Source organism: Phenylobacterium sp., assembly GCF_030681155.1.
Lineage (GTDB): Bacteria > Pseudomonadota > Alphaproteobacteria > Caulobacterales > Caulobacteraceae > Phenylobacterium.
The window spans coordinates 1-18,803 of sequence record NZ_JAUXXE010000016.1 but is presented as its reverse complement, the minus strand read 5'-3'; the positions used below and the strand labels follow the sequence as shown (position 1 = coordinate 18,803).

Annotated in this window: 18 protein-coding genes and 1 riboswitch; of the genes, 11 read left to right on the top strand and 7 right to left on the bottom strand. The window is 66.0% G+C overall.

The features are described 5' to 3' along the window. Positions 1 to 12 precede the first annotated feature (12 nt). The 6 genes from Q8M13_RS02785 to Q8M13_RS02760 form a co-directional block, all read right to left on the bottom strand. A complete protein-coding gene (locus tag Q8M13_RS02785; protein ID WP_305298092.1) occupies positions 13 to 537 on the bottom strand; it encodes a GNAT family N-acetyltransferase in 525 nt (174 codons plus the stop codon). Next, positions 534 to 2,198 (bottom strand): NAD+ synthase, encoded by a 1,665-nt coding sequence (locus Q8M13_RS02780; protein WP_305298091.1) that lies wholly within the window; start codon positions 2,196 to 2,198, stop codon positions 534 to 536. Before Q8M13_RS02780 ends, Q8M13_RS02785 begins: the two co-directional genes overlap by 4 nt. A 39-nt stretch (positions 2,199 to 2,237) precedes the next feature. Continuing rightward, a complete protein-coding gene (locus Q8M13_RS02775; RefSeq protein ID WP_305298090.1) occupies positions 2,238 to 3,293 on the bottom strand; it encodes a histidinol-phosphate transaminase in 1,056 nt (351 codons plus the stop codon). A 7-nt stretch (positions 3,294 to 3,300) separates the two neighbouring features. Next, positions 3,301 to 5,706, bottom strand: coding sequence for a TonB-dependent siderophore receptor (locus tag Q8M13_RS02770; RefSeq protein WP_305298089.1), 2,406 nt, complete (start codon positions 5,704 to 5,706; stop codon positions 3,301 to 3,303). 144 nt (positions 5,707 to 5,850) lie between these two features. Next, positions 5,851 to 6,279, bottom strand: coding sequence for an RNA polymerase-binding protein DksA (dksA, locus tag Q8M13_RS02765; protein WP_305298088.1), 429 nt, complete (start codon positions 6,277 to 6,279; stop codon positions 5,851 to 5,853). 99 nt (positions 6,280 to 6,378) lie between these two features. After that, entirely contained in the window at positions 6,379 to 6,810 is a 432-nt protein-coding gene (locus tag Q8M13_RS02760; RefSeq protein WP_305298087.1) for a flagellar assembly protein FliX, read from the bottom strand. Between the two features lie 200 nt (positions 6,811 to 7,010). On the opposite strand from Q8M13_RS02760, the gene Q8M13_RS02755 reads away from it, so the two are divergent. From Q8M13_RS02755 to Q8M13_RS02735, 5 genes are all read left to right on the top strand, one after another. After that, complete coding sequence (locus Q8M13_RS02755; protein ID WP_305298086.1) at positions 7,011 to 8,117, top strand: flagellar basal body P-ring protein FlgI; 1,107 nt, start codon at positions 7,011 to 7,013, stop codon at positions 8,115 to 8,117. A gap of 77 nt (positions 8,118 to 8,194) precedes the next feature. Then, on the top strand, positions 8,195 to 8,437 hold the full coding sequence (locus tag Q8M13_RS02750) for a rod-binding protein (protein ID WP_370869925.1): 243 nt from the start codon (positions 8,195 to 8,197) through the stop codon (positions 8,435 to 8,437). Positions 8,438 to 8,448: 11 nt separating this feature from the next. Continuing rightward, positions 8,449 to 8,892 (top strand): flagellar basal body protein, encoded by a 444-nt coding sequence (locus Q8M13_RS02745; RefSeq protein ID WP_305298085.1) that lies wholly within the window; start codon positions 8,449 to 8,451, stop codon positions 8,890 to 8,892. 90 nt (positions 8,893 to 8,982) lie between these two features. Continuing rightward, a riboswitch (FMN riboswitch) is annotated at positions 8,983 to 9,151 on the top strand. A 96-nt stretch (positions 9,152 to 9,247) separates the two neighbouring features. Then, positions 9,248 to 9,751 carry a 6,7-dimethyl-8-ribityllumazine synthase gene (locus Q8M13_RS02740; protein ID WP_305298084.1) on the top strand — a complete coding sequence of 168 codons (504 nt, stop codon included), beginning with the start codon at positions 9,248 to 9,250 and terminating at the stop codon, positions 9,749 to 9,751. Between the two features lie 8 nt (positions 9,752 to 9,759). Beyond that, positions 9,760 to 10,185 (top strand): PaaI family thioesterase, encoded by a 426-nt coding sequence (locus Q8M13_RS02735; RefSeq protein WP_370869924.1) that lies wholly within the window; start codon positions 9,760 to 9,762, stop codon positions 10,183 to 10,185. A 40-nt stretch (positions 10,186 to 10,225) separates the two neighbouring features. Here Q8M13_RS02735 and Q8M13_RS02730 read toward each other — a convergent pair whose 3' ends face one another. After that, complete coding sequence (locus Q8M13_RS02730) at positions 10,226 to 11,815, bottom strand: ABC-F family ATP-binding cassette domain-containing protein (protein ID WP_305298083.1); 1,590 nt, start codon at positions 11,813 to 11,815, stop codon at positions 10,226 to 10,228. Between the two features lie 236 nt (positions 11,816 to 12,051). On the opposite strand from Q8M13_RS02730, the gene ada reads away from it, so the two are divergent. From ada to uvrA, 6 genes are all read left to right on the top strand, one after another. Continuing rightward, positions 12,052 to 13,107: a bifunctional DNA-binding transcriptional regulator/O6-methylguanine-DNA methyltransferase Ada gene (gene ada, locus Q8M13_RS02725; RefSeq protein WP_305298082.1), complete on the top strand. Its 1,056-nt coding sequence runs from the start codon at positions 12,052 to 12,054 to the stop codon at positions 13,105 to 13,107. Continuing rightward, positions 13,104 to 13,835, top strand: coding sequence for a 2OG-Fe(II) oxygenase (locus Q8M13_RS02720; protein WP_305298081.1), 732 nt, complete (start codon positions 13,104 to 13,106; stop codon positions 13,833 to 13,835). Before ada ends, Q8M13_RS02720 begins: the two co-directional genes overlap by 4 nt. Before the next feature lie 17 nt (positions 13,836 to 13,852). Continuing rightward, positions 13,853 to 14,323 (top strand): DUF1203 domain-containing protein, encoded by a 471-nt coding sequence (locus Q8M13_RS02715; protein WP_305298080.1) that lies wholly within the window; start codon positions 13,853 to 13,855, stop codon positions 14,321 to 14,323. 61 nt (positions 14,324 to 14,384) lie between these two features. Further along, positions 14,385 to 15,605, top strand: a complete 1,221-nt coding sequence (locus Q8M13_RS02710) for a dipeptidase (protein WP_305298079.1) — start codon at positions 14,385 to 14,387, stop codon at positions 15,603 to 15,605. Positions 15,606 to 15,677: 72 nt separating this feature from the next. Further along, on the top strand, positions 15,678 to 16,481 hold the full coding sequence (locus Q8M13_RS02705; protein ID WP_305298078.1) for an enoyl-CoA hydratase/isomerase family protein: 804 nt from the start codon (positions 15,678 to 15,680) through the stop codon (positions 16,479 to 16,481). 345 nt (positions 16,482 to 16,826) lie between these two features. Beyond that, positions 16,827 to 18,803, top strand: a 1,977-nt coding sequence (gene uvrA, locus Q8M13_RS02700) for an excinuclease ABC subunit UvrA (protein WP_305298077.1), incomplete at its 3' end; no start/stop codon positions are given.

Below are 18,803 nucleotides of genomic sequence, written 5' to 3'. Positions count from 1 at the left end.
GGGGGGCGCCGACTACTTCCTGAACCGTTCGAGCAGCACCGTCTGCCCGTTATAGTCGGCGCGGGCGAACTCGCGGAAACCCGCCTTCTGCGCCACTCGAAGAGACGGGCCATTTTCGGGGGCGATCATACAGACCGTTCGCCGCTCATCGAACCGCGCGTCAGCCCATGCCAGGGCCGCGGCCACCGCCTCGCTTGCATAGCCCTTGCCGTGACCGGAAGGCGACAACACCCAGCCCATCTCGGGCGTGTCGCCGAACGACGGCTCCAACTGACGCTTGAAGTCGGCAAAGCCGAGTTCGCCGATGAACTGCCCGCTGGCCTTCTCGGTCAGCGCCCAGAAGCCGTAACCCATCTCCTGCCAGTGGCCGACGTAGCGCAAAAGGCGGGCCCAGACCTCGTCTCGGGCGAAGGGTCGCCCGCCGATATAGCGTGTGACCTCCGCGTCGCCCCACATGGCCGCGCAGACGTCCAAGTCGGCCTTGGTGTGGCCACGCAAAACAAGGCGCTCGGTCTCGATGAAGGGAGCCGTACTCACTTACGGGTCACTGCATCGCGGAAGCCGTTGACGATCGGATAGCGGCGATCGCGGCCGAAGGCCCGCGCGCCGATCTTCACTCCCGGCGCAGCCTGGCGGCGCTTGTATTCGGAATTATAGAGCAGCCGCTGGATACGCTCGACCGTCTCGGGCGCATAGCCGCGGGCGACGATCTCGTCGAGCGTCGCCTCCTCCTCGACCAGCCCATGCAGAATGGCGTCGAGTTCGGCGTATTCGGGCAGGCTGTCCTGGTCCTTCTGGTCGGGGCGCAGTTCAGCCGAGGGAGCCTTGGTCAGGATGCGCTCAGGGATCGGATCGGCCGCGACGCCATAAGGATCGTTGGCGTTGCGCCATTCGCAGACCGAATAGACGTCAGTCTTGTAGACGTCCTTCAGGACATTGTAGCCGCCGCACATGTCGCCATAGAGCGTGGCGTAGCCAACCGCCATCTCTGACTTGTTGCCGGTGGTGAGCAGCATCAGACCAAGCTTGTTGGACAGCGCCATCAGCGAAACGCCGCGGGCTCGGGCCTGGATGTTCTCTTCGGTCAGGTCGGGCGCCAGGCCCTCGAACTGGGGCGCCAGCATCTGGGCGAAGGCGTCCACGGCCGGAGCGATGGAGATCTCATCCAAACGAACCCCCAGCCGGCGAGCGCAGCCCTCCGCGTCTTCAAGGCTTTCGCGGCTGGTGTATTTCGACGGCAGCATGAAGCAGCGGACCTTGTCGGCGCCGAGCGCATCGGCGGCCACCACGGCGCAGATGGCGGAGTCCACACCGCCCGAAAGTCCAAGCAAAACACCTGGAAAGCCCGATTTTCTCACATAATCGCGCAGACCCAGAACCATGGCGCGATAAATCTCTTCGGGGCCGCTAGGCCAGGCCGCTGTCGGCGCTTCGACGCAGGTCCAGCCGCCCTCGCCCTTTTCCCAGGTCGAGAGGCCGAAGGCCTCCTCGAACATGGGCAGGCTCATGCAGACCTCGCCGGCCCCCGACAGGGCGAAAGAACCCCCGTCAAAGACCAGTTCGTCCTGGCCACCGACTTCGTTCACATAGACCAGCGGCAGGCCGGTCTCGGCCACGCGGGCCTTGGCCACCACCATTCGCTCATCGTCGGCTGTACGGCGATACGGCGAGCCGTTGGGCACCAGCAGTATCTCGGCGCCCTTCTCCTTCAGTTCGCGGCAGACCCGGTGAGACCAGATGTCCTCGCAGATCGGCGCGCCGAACTTGACGCCCTTCCACTCGAAGACCTCAGGACCGAGGCCTGGCTCAAACACCCGCTTCTCGTCGAAGACTCCGTAGTTGGGCAGGTCGCACTTGAAGGCCACGCCCTTCACCTCGCCCTCGGCGAGGAAGGCCAGCGCGTTGTGAGGCCGGCCGGACCGGTTCTGCGGCGGCCAAATGACCCCGATCAGGACGGCCGGGCCGTCCTTGGTCTCCCGGGCCAGACGCTCCACGGCGGCCTTGCCGGCGGCCCAGAAGGCCGGCTTCAGCGCCAGGTCTTCCGGCGGATAGCCATTGATGAAAAGCTCGGAGAAGACCGCGATATCGGCGCCGGCTGCGCGGGCCTGGGCCAGGCGCTCACGCGCCAGGGCCTCGTTATGGGCGATCGCGCCCACGGTCGGATTGGCTTGGATAGCGGCGATAACAAGAGTCGACATGACGTCTCATGTAGCCTCGACCGGCGCCTTGGGCCAGCCTCAGGCCTGGGCTTTCGGCAAGGCCAGCGCGAACGCCGCCATCGCGCGCGGCTCAGCGACCGCCACGCGCGCCCAGCCTGGAGCCCCGCCCGTGAACTGGCGCAGCAGGACGCCGCGCCTCTCCAGCCGCTTAATGACCGCCACATCGCCGAAATTGGCCCAGACATAGCTGCCGGCGGATTTCAGGTAGGGAACGCGATTGGCGTCACAGGCGCGGTAGATCGCCTGTCGCCCCTGCTCCATCGCTCGGTTGGACGCCGCCAGATAGGTAAGGTCCCGATAGCTGACAGCGGCCGCCGCCAAACCCGGTCCGTTGCGTGAGGGAGCCAGAAGGCCGCGGATGGCCTGCGCGCGATCAGGCTGAGCAATGGCATAGCCAATCCTGACCGCCGCCAGGGCGTAGGACTTGGAGAAGGTGCCCACCACCACGACGTCGTGGCCGTCACGGACCAGATCAACCAGGCTTTCGGCGGCCGGGTCCGGAGCCATGTCGATAAAGGCCTCGTCGACAACCACGGGTGCGACCTTCGCCGCGCGGATGCAGAAGTCGCGCAGGGCGCGACGCTCCATCAACAGGCCGGTGGGGTTGTTCGGATTGCAGATATAGGTCAGCCGCACGTCCTGGCCCAGCCCAGCGGCCATCGCCGCAAGATCGATCTGCTGATCGGGAGCCATCGCCACCCGGCGGGTCTGAGAGCCCACCCGGGCGGCATACTTGATGTGGCTGTCATAGGTGAGCGCCGGCGCCAACTGAACCCCGTCGCGGCCCCAAAACGCCGAGATCATCGACAGCAGTTCCAGGGCTCCGGTCGAGATCACCACATGGGCCGGCGTAACGCCATTGGCCGCCGCTATGCGAGCGATCAGCGCCGTCTCCTCGGCATGGGGATAGTGCTCTACGTGGGTGATCGCCTCCCGCAGGGCCGCCTTGGCCTCGGGGCTGGGACCAAACGGGTTCTCGGTGATGTTCAGGGCCGCGATTTCGAGAGCGCCTGCAGCGGACGGAACCGCCGCCAGCGCCAGCCCCGCCATTCCCCGCCGTGTGATTCCAGCCAAGGCCGCCTCAGAACTTAGCGTTCAGGCGGACGTAGTAGAGGCCGCCGTCGGTGTCGTAGACCGCGTTGCGCGAGTAGATCAGGCCGCGCGAAGCCTGGAAGGTCGCCTCGTCGGGATAGGTGTTGAAGATGTTCTCCGCACCGATGGTCACCTTCACCTGCTCGGTGATGGCCGCGCTGGCGGAGAGATCGACGAACGTCCGAGCCCCGAAGGTCTGGATCAAATCGGCCGAGGATTGCGACTGCGCATCGGTCCAGTCGCCGTAGTAGCGGACCCGGGCTGTGCCCTCGAACCGGCCATAGGCATAGGTGGCCGCGACATTGCCGGTGTGCTCGGGCAGCCCATCCTCGATATTGATCCGAGCCAGTTTTGAAACCTCAGTCAGCTTGGATCTGGTGACCTTGGTGTCGTTCCAGTTATAGGCCGCGGTCAGGGTCAGATCGCCGTCAGCCAGATGCGTCTTCCAGGACCCGACCGCGTCGAGCCCCCTGGTCCGGGTGTTGAATGAGTTGGTGAAGTAGCTGACCGAGGTCAGGGAGTCTGCGCCGGGCACGCCGAGCTTCAGGAGTTCGGCCCTGATCGCCGGGGTGACGGTGAAGTTCGGCGAGCTGGCGAAGCGGTCGTCCACCTCGATCTGGTAGTAGTCAAGCGAGCCGGTCAGGCCGTGCTCGGCGCTCCGGTAGACAAGCCCGACCGAGTAGTTGGTCGAGGTCTCCGGCTCCAGCGGCTTGGCGCCGAAGAACTGCGCAACCGGATTGCTGGGCGACAGGCGTCCGGCGGTGAAGAGCTGCAGGGTCGTGGTGTCCAGGCCCTGCGAGGTCCGGGTGCTGTTGAGCTGGCCGGGTGTCGGTGCGCGGAAGCCGGTGGAGACCGCGCCGCGAACCGCCCAGTCTGGGCTGATCTCGTAGCGCGCGGCGATCTTGCCATCCGTGGTCGAGCCGAACTCGGAGAAGTCCTCGTGGCGAATGGCGACGTTGGTCGAGAAGGATTCCGTCCAGGCTAGGTCCAGGTCGACATAGCCGGCGTAACTGGTCTGGTCCCACGACCCGGCCTGGGCGCTGCTGTAGCCTGGGAAGCCGTTGGAGCCCGACGGCAGGCCGGCGACCGCGCCGGGTCCGACCTGATAGGACATCGGGTCGCCAGCCTCGATCTTATAGGTTTCGACCCGGCGCTCGGCGCCGAAGGCCAGGTTGGCGGTCTCGGCCAGGAAGCCCAATTCCAGCGGCTTGTTGAAATCGAGATTCAGGTTTTGCTCGCGCTGGGTGAGTATCCCGGCGCGGAAGGCGGTGGGCGATTGGGGACCGAACGAGGCGTTGATCGTCTCGCTGATGAAGTAGTCGACCTTGTCTTGGCCGAGGGAGGCGTTGAAGTCCCAGGCGAGGCCGTTTCCGAGCTCGCCGCGAAGGCCGGCGTTGATCGCGTAGTCAGTCTCATCCTGACCGAACTTCGGCGAGAAGCCGGCCGGATAGAGCTGGGCGAGGTTCCAACCAGGAAAGGCTGAGCTGTTGCGATAGGCGGTGTCGTTCGACGGGTTGCGCCAGTTGAAGTCGGTGACGCCGCTGCTGTCCGAATAGGTTGCAAAGCCATACAGTTCGACGGCGTCGTTCAATGGCACGGCCGCATCGACGACAAAGCGGGTGGCGTCGCGGTCAGGCTGCCCCCACCGCTGGACCGGGTTCCGGACCCGCAAATTGGGGTTGGCGGCCTGGAAGGCGATGGCGTCGGGACGTTGACGGGTCCGTGATGTCGCCTCGCTGTCTGTGTAGGTCAGGGTGGCGACCAGGTGGCCGCCGTCGCCCAGCGCCCAGCCGGCGCGGAAGCCGCCTTCGTACATCGTCCCGTCGCCCTCGAAATACTGGGCGGCCTGACCAAAGGCCGCGAAACCCGGCTGGTCATTCAGGATCAGATTGATGACGCTGGCGATGGCGTCAGAGCCATACTGGGCCGAAGCGCCGTCGCGCAGCACCTCGATCCGCTTGATCGCGAAGCTAGGCAGCTGGCCCAAGTCGACGCCCTGGGCCCCTCGCCCGCCGAGCACCGCCGAACGGTGACGGCGCTTGCCGTTGACCAGGACCAGGGTGTGGTCGGGTGAAAGGCCGCGCAGAGTGGCGGGCCGCACGAAGGCCTGGCCATCGGCGGCCGGGAGGCGCTGGACATTGAAGGAAGGGACCGCGGCGACCAGCTTTTCCATCAGCTCATCGGAGACCGTGCTTTCCAGCACGGACTCGGAGATCACGTCGATGGGGGCCGCAGATTCAAACGCCGTGCGGTCGGCGCGGCGGGTGCCGGTGACGATGACCGCCTCAAGATCCTCGGCGGAGGCCCGCGAAGCGGCGGCGTCGATTTCAGCGAAGGCCGGTTGAGCCAAGGCTAGGGCGAGCACGGTCCAAGCCGCGGTCGTCATGAGTCGCATAAGAAAATCCCCCGAGAACACTTGGGGGGCTCGCTAACCTGCACTGATGACGGCTCGGCGACGACGCGACTTCAGTCGCGTGAATGATCAGCGACCGCTCGACCGCAAAGAAAAAGGGCGGCTCCGAAGAGCCGCCCCTGAACCTTAGTCGTCCCGGTGAACGCGTTCCCGGCGCTCGTGACGCTCTTGCGCCTCGAGGCTGAGGGTTGCGATCGGTCGGGCTTCCAGACGAGCGACGCCGATGGGTTCACCGGTGTCTTCGCAATAGCCGTAGGATTTGTCTTCAATCCGACGGATCGCCTCGTCGATCTTGGAAATCAGCTTGCGCTGACGGTCCCGCGTCCGCAGTTCGAGAGCTCGATCAGTCTCGGATGTGGCGCGGTCGGCCAGATCAGGATGATTCTCGGTTTCACTTTGAAGATGGACCAGGGTCTCACGGGATTCCCGCAAGATATCCTCTTTCCAATTCAAGAGCTTCTGCTTGAAATACTCAAGCTGCCGCTCGTTCATGAACTCCTCGTCCTCGGAAGGACGATAGTCTGGCTTTTCCGCCAATATAGTGGCCGTGCTCATAGACGCCTCACGCCCCCTGGGTACAACACCCCGACAACACGCGGAGCGCTTATACCAAAACAAATTCTGGTTTCAACGAACGTCGCTCTTCGCGTGCCATCAGGCCGCACGATTCGCGCTCTCAAGCTTCGCGATCTCCACCGCAGCACGGGTTTCAATCTCGTTCAATACACCTTCAAGCTGTTCATCATCCGTACCGAGCCGCTCGTCGCGAACTGCCCGGCGCAGGCGATCCAAATCGTCGATCGAGGCCTCCCCGGAAAGTAGGCCGACCTTCAAATCTTCGAGAACGTCGAGAATCTTACCCGCCCGCCCCACGGCGCGCCGCCGGCGCTCCAACGGGCCGGCCACTTCCTGCAGGGCGAGGATGGCGTCGACGCTCATCACGCCCCCAACGCCGCCTGCCCGCGTCGTTTGGGCCGGTCCGGCGGCCGCTGCTGGCTGGGAAACTTGAAAGCCTTCGCCGCTCGCGCCGCGAGGCTTGCTAGCCCCACCCGCCGATCCGACGCCGCTTGTTCCACTGACTTTCATGCGAGGCCCTTTACCACGCTTCGCAGCAACTCTCGCAGCGCCTTCTTATGGTATGGTTAATGCCGGGCAAATTCTGCCGCCAGACAAGGCGCGCCCCTCGCCCGGCGAACACCACCCATTGATATTGCTTATATTTTCATCTGGCACGCTCGTCGCATAGGGCAGCGCGTACTCATTAGTCCGCAGTGTGCCGGGATCCCATGCGTAGATCGATCCGACTCTTCAGCGCCGTCTTCCTCGCCGCAACGCTGTGCGCCGGTCCCAGCTTCGCGAAGTCGCGGATCAAGGACATCGTGGAATTCGAAGGCGTTCGCGACAACATGCTGGTCGGCTACGGCCTCGTCGTCGGCCTGAACGGCACGGGCGACAGCCTTCGCAACGCCCCCTTCACCCGTCAGAGCCTGGAAGCCATGCTCGAGCGGCTGGGCGTCAATACTCGCGACGCCAACCTGAACACCAAGAACGTCGCCGCAGTCATGGTGACGGCCAAGCTGCCGGCCTTCTCCGCCGCCGGCTCCCCCATCGACGCCTCGGTGTCGGCCATGGGTGACGCCAAGAGCCTGCAAGGCGGCACGCTGCTGGTCACGCCGCTGATGGGCGCCGACGGCCAGGCTTATGCTGTTAGCCAGGGCACGGTGCAGACCGGCTCGATCTCCGCGGGAGGCGCGTCGGGATCCTCGATTTCCAAGGGCGTGCCGACGGCGGGCCGCATCGCCGGCGGCGCCATCGTCGAGCGCGAAATCGGCTTCCAACTGGCCAATATGGGCCAGATGCGCATGACCCTGCGCAATCCCGACTTCACCACCGCTCGCAAGATCGCCGACGTCGTGAACACCCGCTTCCCCGGCGCGGCCCGGGCCGACAACCCCACGATCATCACCATCACCCCGCCCGGCCGCATGGACATGGTTTCGTTCCTCTCGCAGGTCGAGAACATGACCGTCGACACCGACGGCCCGGCCAAGGTGGTGATCGACGAGATCGCTGGCGTGATTGTCATGGGCGAGAACGTGCGCATTTCCACGGTCGCTATCGCCCAGGGCAACCTGACCATCACGGTCCGCGAAAGCCCAGCGGTCAGCCAGCCGGCTCCGTTCAGCCGCGGTCAGACGGCGGTCGTGCCGCAGTCCGACGTCCAGGTGGACGAGGAAACGGGCAAGCAGTTCATCACCCTGCGGGACGGCGCCTCGCTGTCCAGCCTGGTGTCGGGCCTCAACGCCCTGGGGGTCACGCCTCGCGACATGATTTCCATCCTGCAGACCATCAAGGCCGCTGGCGCCCTGCAAGCCAACATCGAGGTGATGTGATGGATCTGACCTCCGCCTTCAGCCTGCCCTCCGCCAAGGGCGTCGCCGATCTGGCGGCCCAGCCCACCGCCGCAGAGATGGCCAAGCGCGGCCAGATCGACAAGACCGCCAAGGATTTCGAGGCTTCGTTCCTGTCGGTGATGCTGAACGAGATGTTCAAGGACGTGGGCGCGGAGGCTCCGTTCAACGGCGGCCAAGGCGAGGCGGCGTTCAAGTCGTTCATGAGCGACGCCATGGCCAAGCAGATGGTGCGCTCCGGCGGGGTCGGCCTGGCCGACACCGTCGGTAAGGAAATGCTGAAGCTTCAAGGTTTGAGTTAGGAGACTTAGTCATGGCGATCTCCGCCACGGACGCGTCCGACCGCGTCGAACAACTGATCGTGCTGACCGAGCGCCTGACCGAGCTGATCGCCCAGGACGCGCTGGCCTTCGAACAGCGACGCCCCCGCGACGCCACTCAGAACATCGAAGAGACCTCCAAGCTCGCCAACGTCTACCGCCACGAATCGGCGCGGGTTCGCGCCAATCCCGGCATGGTCGCCAGTGCGCCGCTGGCCCTTCGCACTCGTCTGATCCGCGCCACCGAGGCGTTCGACGCTGTGCTGGCCCGTCAGGGCCGCGCCCTGGAAGCCGCAAAGACCGTGAGCGAGGGCTTGGTCCGCGCCATCGCCGACGAAGTCGCCGCCCAGCGCAACACCGGAACGGGATACGGCCAAGGGGGCGTCGCCTCTGCTCCCGCGCCCGCCACCTCCATCACTCTGAACAAGCGCGCCTAAGCGGCGGACTAGAAATTCTGCGGCTTAAAACACTTGTTTGAGCGCGGCATTTGGGCCTAGCCTGTGGACGTCGCCGGGCCGTTCCGGCGACCGCGTTCTCAGGGCGGGGTGAAAGTCCCCACCGGCGGTGATGGCGGAAGCTCGCAAGAGCCCATGCACAAGCCCGCGGGCGCCTGGTTGGCTGAAAGGCCCGTCAGGGACAGCAGATTCCGGTGCGAACCCGGAGCCGACAGTTAGAGTCTGGTTATGAGAACCGCCAGTGACGGCCTGCTCCCCGCGTTCGCGCGTGGAGATCCACAGGCCTTCGCTTGCGTCTCCCTGAGTCGTGGTTTTTGCCCAACTCAGGGATCTGACCATGACCCAAGCTGTCACCCACTTCGAAGTCCCCACCGCCAATGGCGCTTTCCGTCTGGCGCGCATCGCGTTCGTCCAGTCCGGCTGGCACAGCGAAATCGTCGACAACGCCTATCAGGGTTTCATCCGCGAGATCGCCGGCCTCGGCTTCAACGAGGGCGCCATCGACCGTTTTGAAACCCCCGGCGCGTTCGAAATCCCGCTGCACGCCCAAACCCTGGCCAAGACCGGTCGCTACGCGGCCATCGTCGCCGCAGGGCTGGTGGTCGACGGCGGCATCTATCGTCATGACTTCGTGGCCTCCACCGTGATCTCCGGCCTGATGCAGGTCCAGTTGACCACCGAAGTGCCGGTATTCTCCGTGGTGCTGACCCCGCATCACTTCCACGAGCACGACATCCATCAGACCTTCTTCCGCGAGCACTTCCTGACCAAGGGCGCGGAGGCGGCCCAGGCCTGCGCCAAGACCCTGTCCAGCCTCGCCAAGCTGGCCGCGGCGGCGTGAGGCGTGGGATGATGCACGAGACCCAATCCATCCCGCCGGGCTTTGAGCGGCACTACCGCCAAAGCCCGGTGACCGACCCGTGGGAGCCGATCTACAGCCGCAAGACCGACGAGGCGGTGATCCTGGGTCTCGTGGCCGAGGCGGCCCACACCAACAGCCGCGGCTTCGTCCACGGCGGGCTGATCAGCGCCTTGGCGGACAACGCCATGGGGCTGTCCTGCTCTCACCGCCTCGGCGGCGAGGCGAGCCTGGTCACGGTCAACCTGACCCTGGACTTTCTGGGGTCGGCGCAGATCGGTCAGTGGCTGGAGTTCACCACCGCCTTCGTGAAGAACGGCGGCACGCTGTCCTTCGCCCAGGCCTTCGTCACCGCCGATGGCCAGCCCTGCGCCCGAGCCAACGGGGTGTTCAAGGTGATGCGAAAAGCCGCCTAAGACGCCGGCGGCCGTGGGCGACACCCGCGGCCGCCACGCCTTATCCCGCTCCCAGTTCGATCTCGCGCTCCACCCCGATCGCCTGGAGGAAATCGGGATCGTGGCTGACGACCAATATCGCCCCGTCATAGCCGCGAAGCGCGGCCTCGATGGCGGCGATCGAGTCCAGGTCGAGGTGGTTGGTCGGCTCATCCAGGATCAGCAGTTGTGGCGGTAGCTCGGCCATCAGCACGCAAGCCAAGGCCGCGCGCAGCCGTTCGCCGCCGCTGAGCGAGGCGACGGTCTTTTCCGCCGCCACGTTGCGGAACAGAAAGCGGGCCAGCGCGGCATAGGCGTCGTTGGCCCCCGCGCTTGGGTTGAGCCGCTGGAAGGCCTCGATCAGGGTCTCATCCTGCCGAAGCATGGCGGTCTGCTGGTCCAGCAACGCCGAGCGGGCGCCCAGTTCGACCCGGCCCGAGGTACGGGCTAGTTCACCCGTGGCCAGCCGGATCAACGTGGATTTACCCGTGCCGTTCGCGCCGGTGACGGCGAGTCGTTCAGGGCCAGTGAGCCTGAACGATAGCCCCGAAAAGATCGGCGCCGCGCCCGGATATGCGAAGCCGACCTCATCGAAGATCAGCACCGATTTGCCGGCCGGAAGCCTCGACGACGGGAGCTCAAAGTCCAGCAGCCTCAGGCGTTCGACGCGCTTTTGCGCCTCCGCCAGGTCGGCGGCGGCCCCATCACGCAGTCGGGCGGCCAGCATGTTCTCACGCCCCGCCGAGTTTTCCGCGCGCTCGGCTTGAGCGCCCAATAGGATCTTGGGTTCGGAGCCCTTGGCCGCGAAACGCCGGCCAGCTGCGTCGCGCTTGGCTTTCTTTTCGCGCGCGGCCTGGGCCTCGCGGCCGACCCGAGCCATTGCGCGCTCGGCCTGTTCCAGATCGCGGACCGCCGCGCCCTCCTCCTCGGCCTTGCGCTCGGCGTAGAGGTCATAGCCGCCACCATAGACCTTCGCCCCCAGGCCGCTCAGTTCGACGATGCGGTCCATCCGGCGCAGCAGCGCGCGGTCGTGGCTGACCACCACCGCCCCGCCCTTCCAGCCGGCCAGGAAATCGGCCACCAAGGCGCGGGCGCCGACGTCGAGATTGTTGGTCGGCTCATCGAGCAGGACGATGTCGGGCGCCTGCACAAGCACGCCGGCCAAAGCCGCGCGCGTCGCCTGACCGCCGCTGAGCGATGCCGCTGATCGCGCCAGATCGACGCCTGCCAAGCCGGCCTGCGCCAGCGCCGCCTCAAGCCGAGCCTCTAGCGACCAATCGGCTTCGGCGAAGTCGGTTTCGTCTCCTCGGCCGGCGGCGATCCGCTCAAGCCGCGCCAGCGGCTCGGCCACGCCCAGCACATCGGCCAGGCTAGAGCCCTCGGGCGGCGCCAGGGCCTGGCGCAAGACCCCGATCCGGCCGCGCACACTCACCGTACCGGAGGCCGGCGGAAGTTCGCCCAGCATCAGGCGCAGCAGCGTGGTCTTGCCCACGCCGTTGCGCCCCACGAGGCCGGTGCGCTCAGCCCCGAAGGCGAGCGTCAGATTATCGAAGAGACCGCGGCCCTCAGGCGTTTTGTAGGAGAGGCCGTCGAGCGTGATGAAGGAAGACATGTGGGACCATGGGCGTTCAGGACGGAATGGCTGTCCGTTGCGCTTTCCATGGTCGCGGTCTCCTTCGGTGAAGAGAACGATATAGGGCCTGCCGCAGACTGGCGCAAATCGGACCCCGCACCGCCAACGCCCTTGCACTTCCCCGCGAGGATGCGGATTTGAAAGCAAGAGGCGGAGTTTCCCACCGGTCGTAGAGGCCTATCCCATCGCTCAAGACGACTGATGGAGCGTTCGACATGCAAACCGCAATCGACACCGACAGCGCCCGCTGGGCCGCTGTCATCGCCAAGAACCGCGCCGCCGATGGCAAGTTCTTCTATTCCGTGCGCACGACGGGGGTCTATTGCCGCCCCTCCTGCGCCGCTCGCCCGGCGCGACGCGAGAACGTCGCCTTTCACCTGACCGCCGGCGAGGCCGAGGCCGCCGGTTTCCGCCCCTGCAAGCGCTGCAAGCCTGACCAGCCGCCGATGGTCGAACGCCAAGCGGCCATGGTGGCCGACGCTTGCCGCACCATTGAAGCCGCCGAAGAGGCGCCCGACCTGGAAGCGCTCGCCGCCCAGGCCGGGATCAGCCCGTTTCACTTCCACCGGGTGTTCAAGTCCGTCGCGGGCGTCACCCCAAAGGCCTATGCGAGCGCCCACCGCGCCGGGCGAGTTCGCGAAGCGCTGACCACCAGCGGCACGGTGACTGAGGCGATCTATGACGCCGGCTTCAATTCCGGCGGCCGCTTCTATGCCCAGTCGGCACAGGTGCTGGGCATGACCCCGACCAGGTTCCGCGCCGGCGGCGAGACGGCGGTGATCAAGTTCGCGATCGGCGAGTGCTCGCTGGGTTCGATCCTCGTGGCGGCGACCGACAAGGGCGTTTGCGCCATCCTACTGGGCGATGATCCAGAGGCGCTGGCGCGCGACCTGCAGGACCAGTTCAGCCGCGCCGAACTGATCGGCGGCGATGCGCAGTTCGAAGCGCTGGTCGCCAAGGTGGTGGGTTTTGTCGAACAGCCGGGCCTAGGCCTCGACCTGCCGCTGGACGTACGCGGCACCGCCTTCCAGCAACGAGTGTGGCAGGCGCTGCGTGAAATCCCAGCCGGCGAAACCGCGGGCTACGCCCAGATTGCCGAGAAGATCGGCTCGCCGCGGGCTGTTCGCGCCGTGGCCCAGGCCTGCGCGGCCAACGCCATCGCCGTCGCCATCCCCTGCCACCGCGTGGTCCGCACAGACGGCGCGCTGTCCGGCTATCGTTGGGGCGTCGAGCGCAAGCGCGCGCTGCTGGACCGCGAGGCCGCGGCATGAGCGCCCTGGCCTCCCTTCCCCCCACCATCGAGGGGCGTATCGCGTCCCTCGACTGGCCCAGCGTGACCCGCGGCCTGGACACCCAAGGCAGCGCAATGATCGAGCGCCTGCTGAGCCCAGAGGAATGCGCCGCTATCTCTGGTCTGTACGCCGAGGAGGCTGGCTTTCGCAGCCGCGTAGTCATGGGTCGACACGGGTTCGGCCGCGGCGAGTACCGCTATTTCGCCTACCCCCTCCCCTCCATCGTCGCGGGCCTGCGCGCCGCGCTCTATCCCCAACTGGTGGAGACAGCCAATCGCTGGAACGCCGCCATGGGGATCGGCGCGCGCTATCCCGACGACCACGCCGCGTTCCTGGAGCGCTGTCACGCCGCCGGCCAGGTCCGGCCGACCCCTTTGCTGCTGCAGTACGGCCCCGGCGACTACAACTGCCTGCATCAGGATCTTTATGGGGAGCACGTCTTCCCGTTGCAGGTGGCGGTGCTGTTATCCGAGCCAGGCGCCGACTTCGCCGGCGGGGAGTTCGTCCTGACCGAGCAGCGCCCGCGCATGCAGTCACGCGTCGAGGTCGCGCCGCTGCGCCAGGGCGACGCTCTCGTCTTCGCCGTCCATCACCGCCCGGTCCAGGGCGCCCGCGGCAGCTATCGCGTCAGCATGCGCCACGGCGTCAGCCAGCTTCGCAGCGGCCGTCGCCATACCCTCGGCGTCATCTTCCACGACGCCCTCTAGCCATCTCGGAGCCAGCCATGTCGTTCATGATCACCGGCCTGCCGGTCGATGAGTTTCGCCCATTGTTCGGCTTGCCGGAACAAGACCTCGCCGCTCGTGGCGTCTTCCGACACATCGCCACCACCCCGATCGGCTTTCCGTGCCGAGTCACCCTTGAGGACGCAGCCATCGGCCAGACGCTCCTGCTGCTGAACTATGAGCATCAAGCCGCCGACACGCCCTATCGCTCGCGTCACGCCATCTATGTCAGTGAGGCCGCGACGCAGACCCGCCGCGCCGTCAATGAAATCCCGGGATGCCTGAGCGCTCGCCCGCATATCTCGCTGCGCGCCTTCGATTGCGCCGGGATGATGACTGCGGCGGAGATCGCGCCGGGCGCCGGTCTGACGCTTGCGATCGAACGAATGCTCGCCGATCCGCAGGTCAGCTACATCCATGCCCACAATGCAGGCCGTGGATGCTTCGCGGCGCGGATCGACCGCAACTGAGGCTTGCGCCGCCTCCCCGGAATGCTGAAGGTTCGCGGGTCATTTCGGGGAGAGGCGTATCGTGTTCAAGTTTGGTCTTCCGCTCGCGGTCCTGTTGGCGAGCGCGGCGCCGGTCTGTGCGCAAACTCCGCCCCAGGTGAAACCTGCGACAAAAATCCTGCACGAGAACCTGATCGTGCTCGACACCCACTTCGACACCCCGGCCAACCAGGCGGTAGGCGGCTTCGACATCCGCAAGCGCAACAACGTCGCCGACGGCAGCCAGGTCGACTATCCGCGCATGGTCGAGGGCGGGGTCGATGGCGGCTTCTTCGCGATCTTCACGCCTCAGGGGCCCAACACCAAGGCCGGCAACGACGCCGCCCGCGACCAGGCGATCATGCGCGGGGTCGTCATCCACGAGATGGTCGCCAAAAACAGCGACGTCTTCGCCCTGGCGACAACGGCCGAGGATGCGCAGGCGATCTCCAAGGCCGGCAAGCGGTTCGTCTATATCAGCATGGAGAACGGCCAGCCTGTGGCCGGCGACCTCAGCCTGATGCAGACCTTTTACGACATGGGCGTGCGGATGATGAGCCCGGTCCACTTCGCCAACAACGACTTGGCCGACTCGGCCACCGATCCGAAGGGCCCGATCCACGGGGGTCTGAGCGCCAGCGGCAAACAGTTCGTGACCGAGGCCAACCGCCTGGGCATCCTGCTCGACGCCAGCCACGCCTCCGATCAGGTGCTGGACCAGATGCTGGACCTGTCCAAAGCCCCCATCATCCTCTCCCACTCGGGCGTGCGAGCCATCTACAACCACCCGCGCAACGTCTCGGACGACCTGTTGCGCAAGCTGGCGGCTAAGGGCGGCGTGGTCCAGATCAACGCCTTCTCCAACTACATGAAGGACATCACGGATAATCCGGCCCGCAAGGCTGCTCTCGTCGAGCTCACCAAGACCTACGGATCGCCGCGCGACGTCGCGCCCGAGAAGCGCGAGGCCTATCGCAAGGCCCGGCAGGCGATCGACGCCCAATACCCGCCCACGCGCGCCGATATGGACGACCTGATGCGCCATATCCTGCACGCCGCCGAGGTGGCCGGTAAGGATCACATCGGCATCTCCGGAGACTTCGACGGCGGCGGCGGCATCGCCGGGTTTGAGGACATCACCTACTTCCCCGCCCTGACCGAACGGCTGATCGCCGCCGGCTTCAGCAAGGAAGACCTGGCCAAGTTCTGGGGCGGCAACGCTTTGCGGGTGCTGAAACAGGCCGATGAACTGAAGGCGAAATAGCCGCTACTCCCGCCGCTTGCCTGACGTGGCGGCGGCGGGCGCAGGCTCTGCGGAGAACCCGTGGAGCCTGACATGTACGAGCATCTCGATCTGCGCGCCGACGGCGACGTCATCTGGGCCACCATGAACCGGCCCGAGCGGCTGAACGCCCTCAACCGCAAGCTTGTCGAGGAATTGCGCGACTTCTTCGTGGGCCTCTACTGGCGGCGCGATGCGCGGGTCGTGGTGCTGTCGGGCGCGGGCGGCGCCTTCTGCGCCGGGCTGGACCTGAAGGAACGTAACACCCAGGCGCCCGGCGGCCGCTCGGTCGGGGCGGGACTCACCGCCCAGCGCGAGATCAGCGAGATCGTCATCGCCATGCGCCGTTGCCCCCAGCCGATCATCGCCTGCGTCGACGGCGCGGCCAGCGGCGGCGGCTTCGCCTTGGCATTGGCCTCCGACGTCCGGATCGCCACCCCGCGCACCCGCATGAACGCCGCCTTCATTCGCATCGGCCTGTCGGCCTGCGACATCGGCGTCAGCTACTTCCTGCCTCGGATGGTCGGCTCGTCGGTGGCGGCTGAGTACATGCTGACCGGACGCTTCATCGGCGCCGAGCGCGCCTACCAGCTTGGCCTGGTCAGCCGCGTGGTCGCGCCCGAAGCAATGGAGGCCGAGGCGCAAGGCTTCGTCGCGGATATGCTGCACGCCACACCGCTGGGCCTGCGGCTGACCAAGGAAGCGCTGAACCATGCCATCGACGCCCAGGGCCTGGAGGCGGCCGTCGCGATGGAGGACCGCAACCAGATCCTCGCCAGCCTCGACGGCGACTTCGGCGAGGGCGTCGCCGCCTTCCTTGAAAAGCGACCGCCCCGCTACGAACGCCGCGACGGCTGAATCGGCGCGAGGACGCTTCGTCGCGTCTTGTACGCCATCCGCCGCAAGGCGTTTGCGGTCCGGCGCGCGAGAGGTTGAAGCTGACCCGTCTCCCGAGGAGCCGGAAATGCACGCCTTTGTCCTCGCCATCCTGTTGCTGCTCGACGGCGCTCGCGAGCGCCATCCCGACTAGACAAACAGTGTCAGGCTGCTGACATGTTTTGGCGCAAGCGGCGCTAGTTTGGCGCGTTAAACCACCGCGGCTCGTTTGTTCACACAATGTTCCTGTGTTATCCGTGAGTCTCGGAACTACATTAGACGAGGCCCGCTGAGCTGATCGGCGGTCGAGAGCGTTTCCGGAAAAACATGGCCGAACAGCTGAACTTCATCCGCGTGCGCGGCGCGCGTGAGCACAACCTCAAAGACATCAGCGTGGACATCCCGCGCGGAGAACTCGTGGTCCTGACCGGGCTGTCGGGTTCGGGCAAAAGCTCGCTCGCGTTCGACACCATCTACGCCGAGGGCCAGCGGCGCTATGTCGAGAGCCTCTCGGCCTATGCGCGTCAGTTCCTGGAGCTGATGAGCAAGCCGGACGTCGATCTGATTGAAGGTCTCTCGCCCGCCATCTCCATCGAGCAGAAGACCACCAGTCGCAATCCGCGCTCGACCGTCGGCACCGTCACCGAAATCCACGACTATATGCGTCTGTTGTGGGCGCGGGTGGGCGTGCCCTATTCGCCCGCCACCGGCCTGCCCATCGAGAGCCAGACCGTCTCGATGATGGTCGACAAGCTCACCGCCCTGCCCGAAGGCGAGCGGCTCTACCTGCTGGCCCCGGTGGTGCGCGGCCGCAAGGGCGAGTACCGCAAGGAAATCGCCGAGTGGCAGAAGTCAGGCTTCCAGCGCCTGAAGATCGACGGCGAATTCTATCCGATCGAGGACGCCCCGACCCTCGACAAGAAGTTCAAGCACGACATCGACATCGTCGTGGACCGCCTGGTCACGAAGAACGGGCTGGAAAGCCGCTACGCCGACAGCCTGGAAACGGCGCTGAAGCTGGCGGACGGCATCGCCGTGGCCGAATGGGCGGACAAGGCCGAGGGCGAGGCCGAGCCGCGCCGGATGCTGTTCTCCGAGAAGTTCGCCTGCCCGGTGTCCGGTTTCACGATCAGCGAGATCGAGCCGCGGCTGTTCTCGTTCAACAACCCTTACGGCGCCTGCCCGGTATGCGATGGCCTCGGCGCCAAGCTCGCCTTCGACGCCGACATGATCGTGCCGGACAAGGACAAGACCCTGCACAAGGGGGCCATCGCGCCCTGGGCCAAGGGCCCCTCCCCGCTCTACACCCAGACCCTGCAGGCCCTGGCCGGCCACTACGGCTTCTCCATGGACATGCCGTGGTGGAAGCTGCCCGAGGGCGCCAAGACCGTGGTGCTGTATGGGTCGGGCACCGAGAAGATCAAGTTCGTCTACGACGACAACGCCCGGAAATACGAGGTCAACAAGACCTTCGAGGGCGTGCTGCCGAACCTTGAGCGCCGGTGGCGCGAAACCGACTCATCCTGGGTTCGTGAGGAACTGGGCCGCTACCAGTCCGAAACGCCCTGCGAGGCCTGCGAGGGCTACCGCCTGAAGCCCGAAGCCCTGGCGGTGAAGATCGCGGGCAAGCACATCGGCGAAGCCAGCCGCCTGTCGATCCGCCATGCCGAAGAGTGGTTCACGAGCCTGGACGGCAGCCTGACCGACAAGCAGATGGAGATCGCCCGCCGGATCCTGAAGGAGATCAATGATCGCCTGCGGTTCCTGGTGAATGTGGGCCTGGACTATCTGAACATGAGCCGCGCCTCCGGCACCCTGTCGGGCGGCGAGAGCCAGCGCATCCGCCTGGCCAGCCAGATCGGCTCAGGCCTGACCGGCGTACTCTATGTGCTGGACGAGCCCTCGATCGGCTTGCACCAGCGTGACAACACCCGCCTGCTGGAGAGCCTCAAGGGCCTGCGCGATCTCGGCAATTCCGTCCTCGTCGTCGAGCATGACGAGGAGGCGATCATGACCGCCGACTATGTGATCGACATGGGTCCGGCCGCCGGCGTTCATGGCGGCGAGATCATCGCCCAGGGCACGCCCGCCGACGTGATGGCCAATCCGGACAGCATCACCGGTCAGTACCTGTCCGGCGCACGCGAGATCGAGATCCCCGAAGAGCGGCGCCCGATCTCCAAGAAAAAGGTGCTGCGCGTCGTCGGCGCGACCGGCAACAATCTGAAGAACGTCACGGCCGAGATCCCAGCCGGAACCTTCACTTGCATCACCGGCGTGTCCGGCGGCGGCAAGTCGACCTTC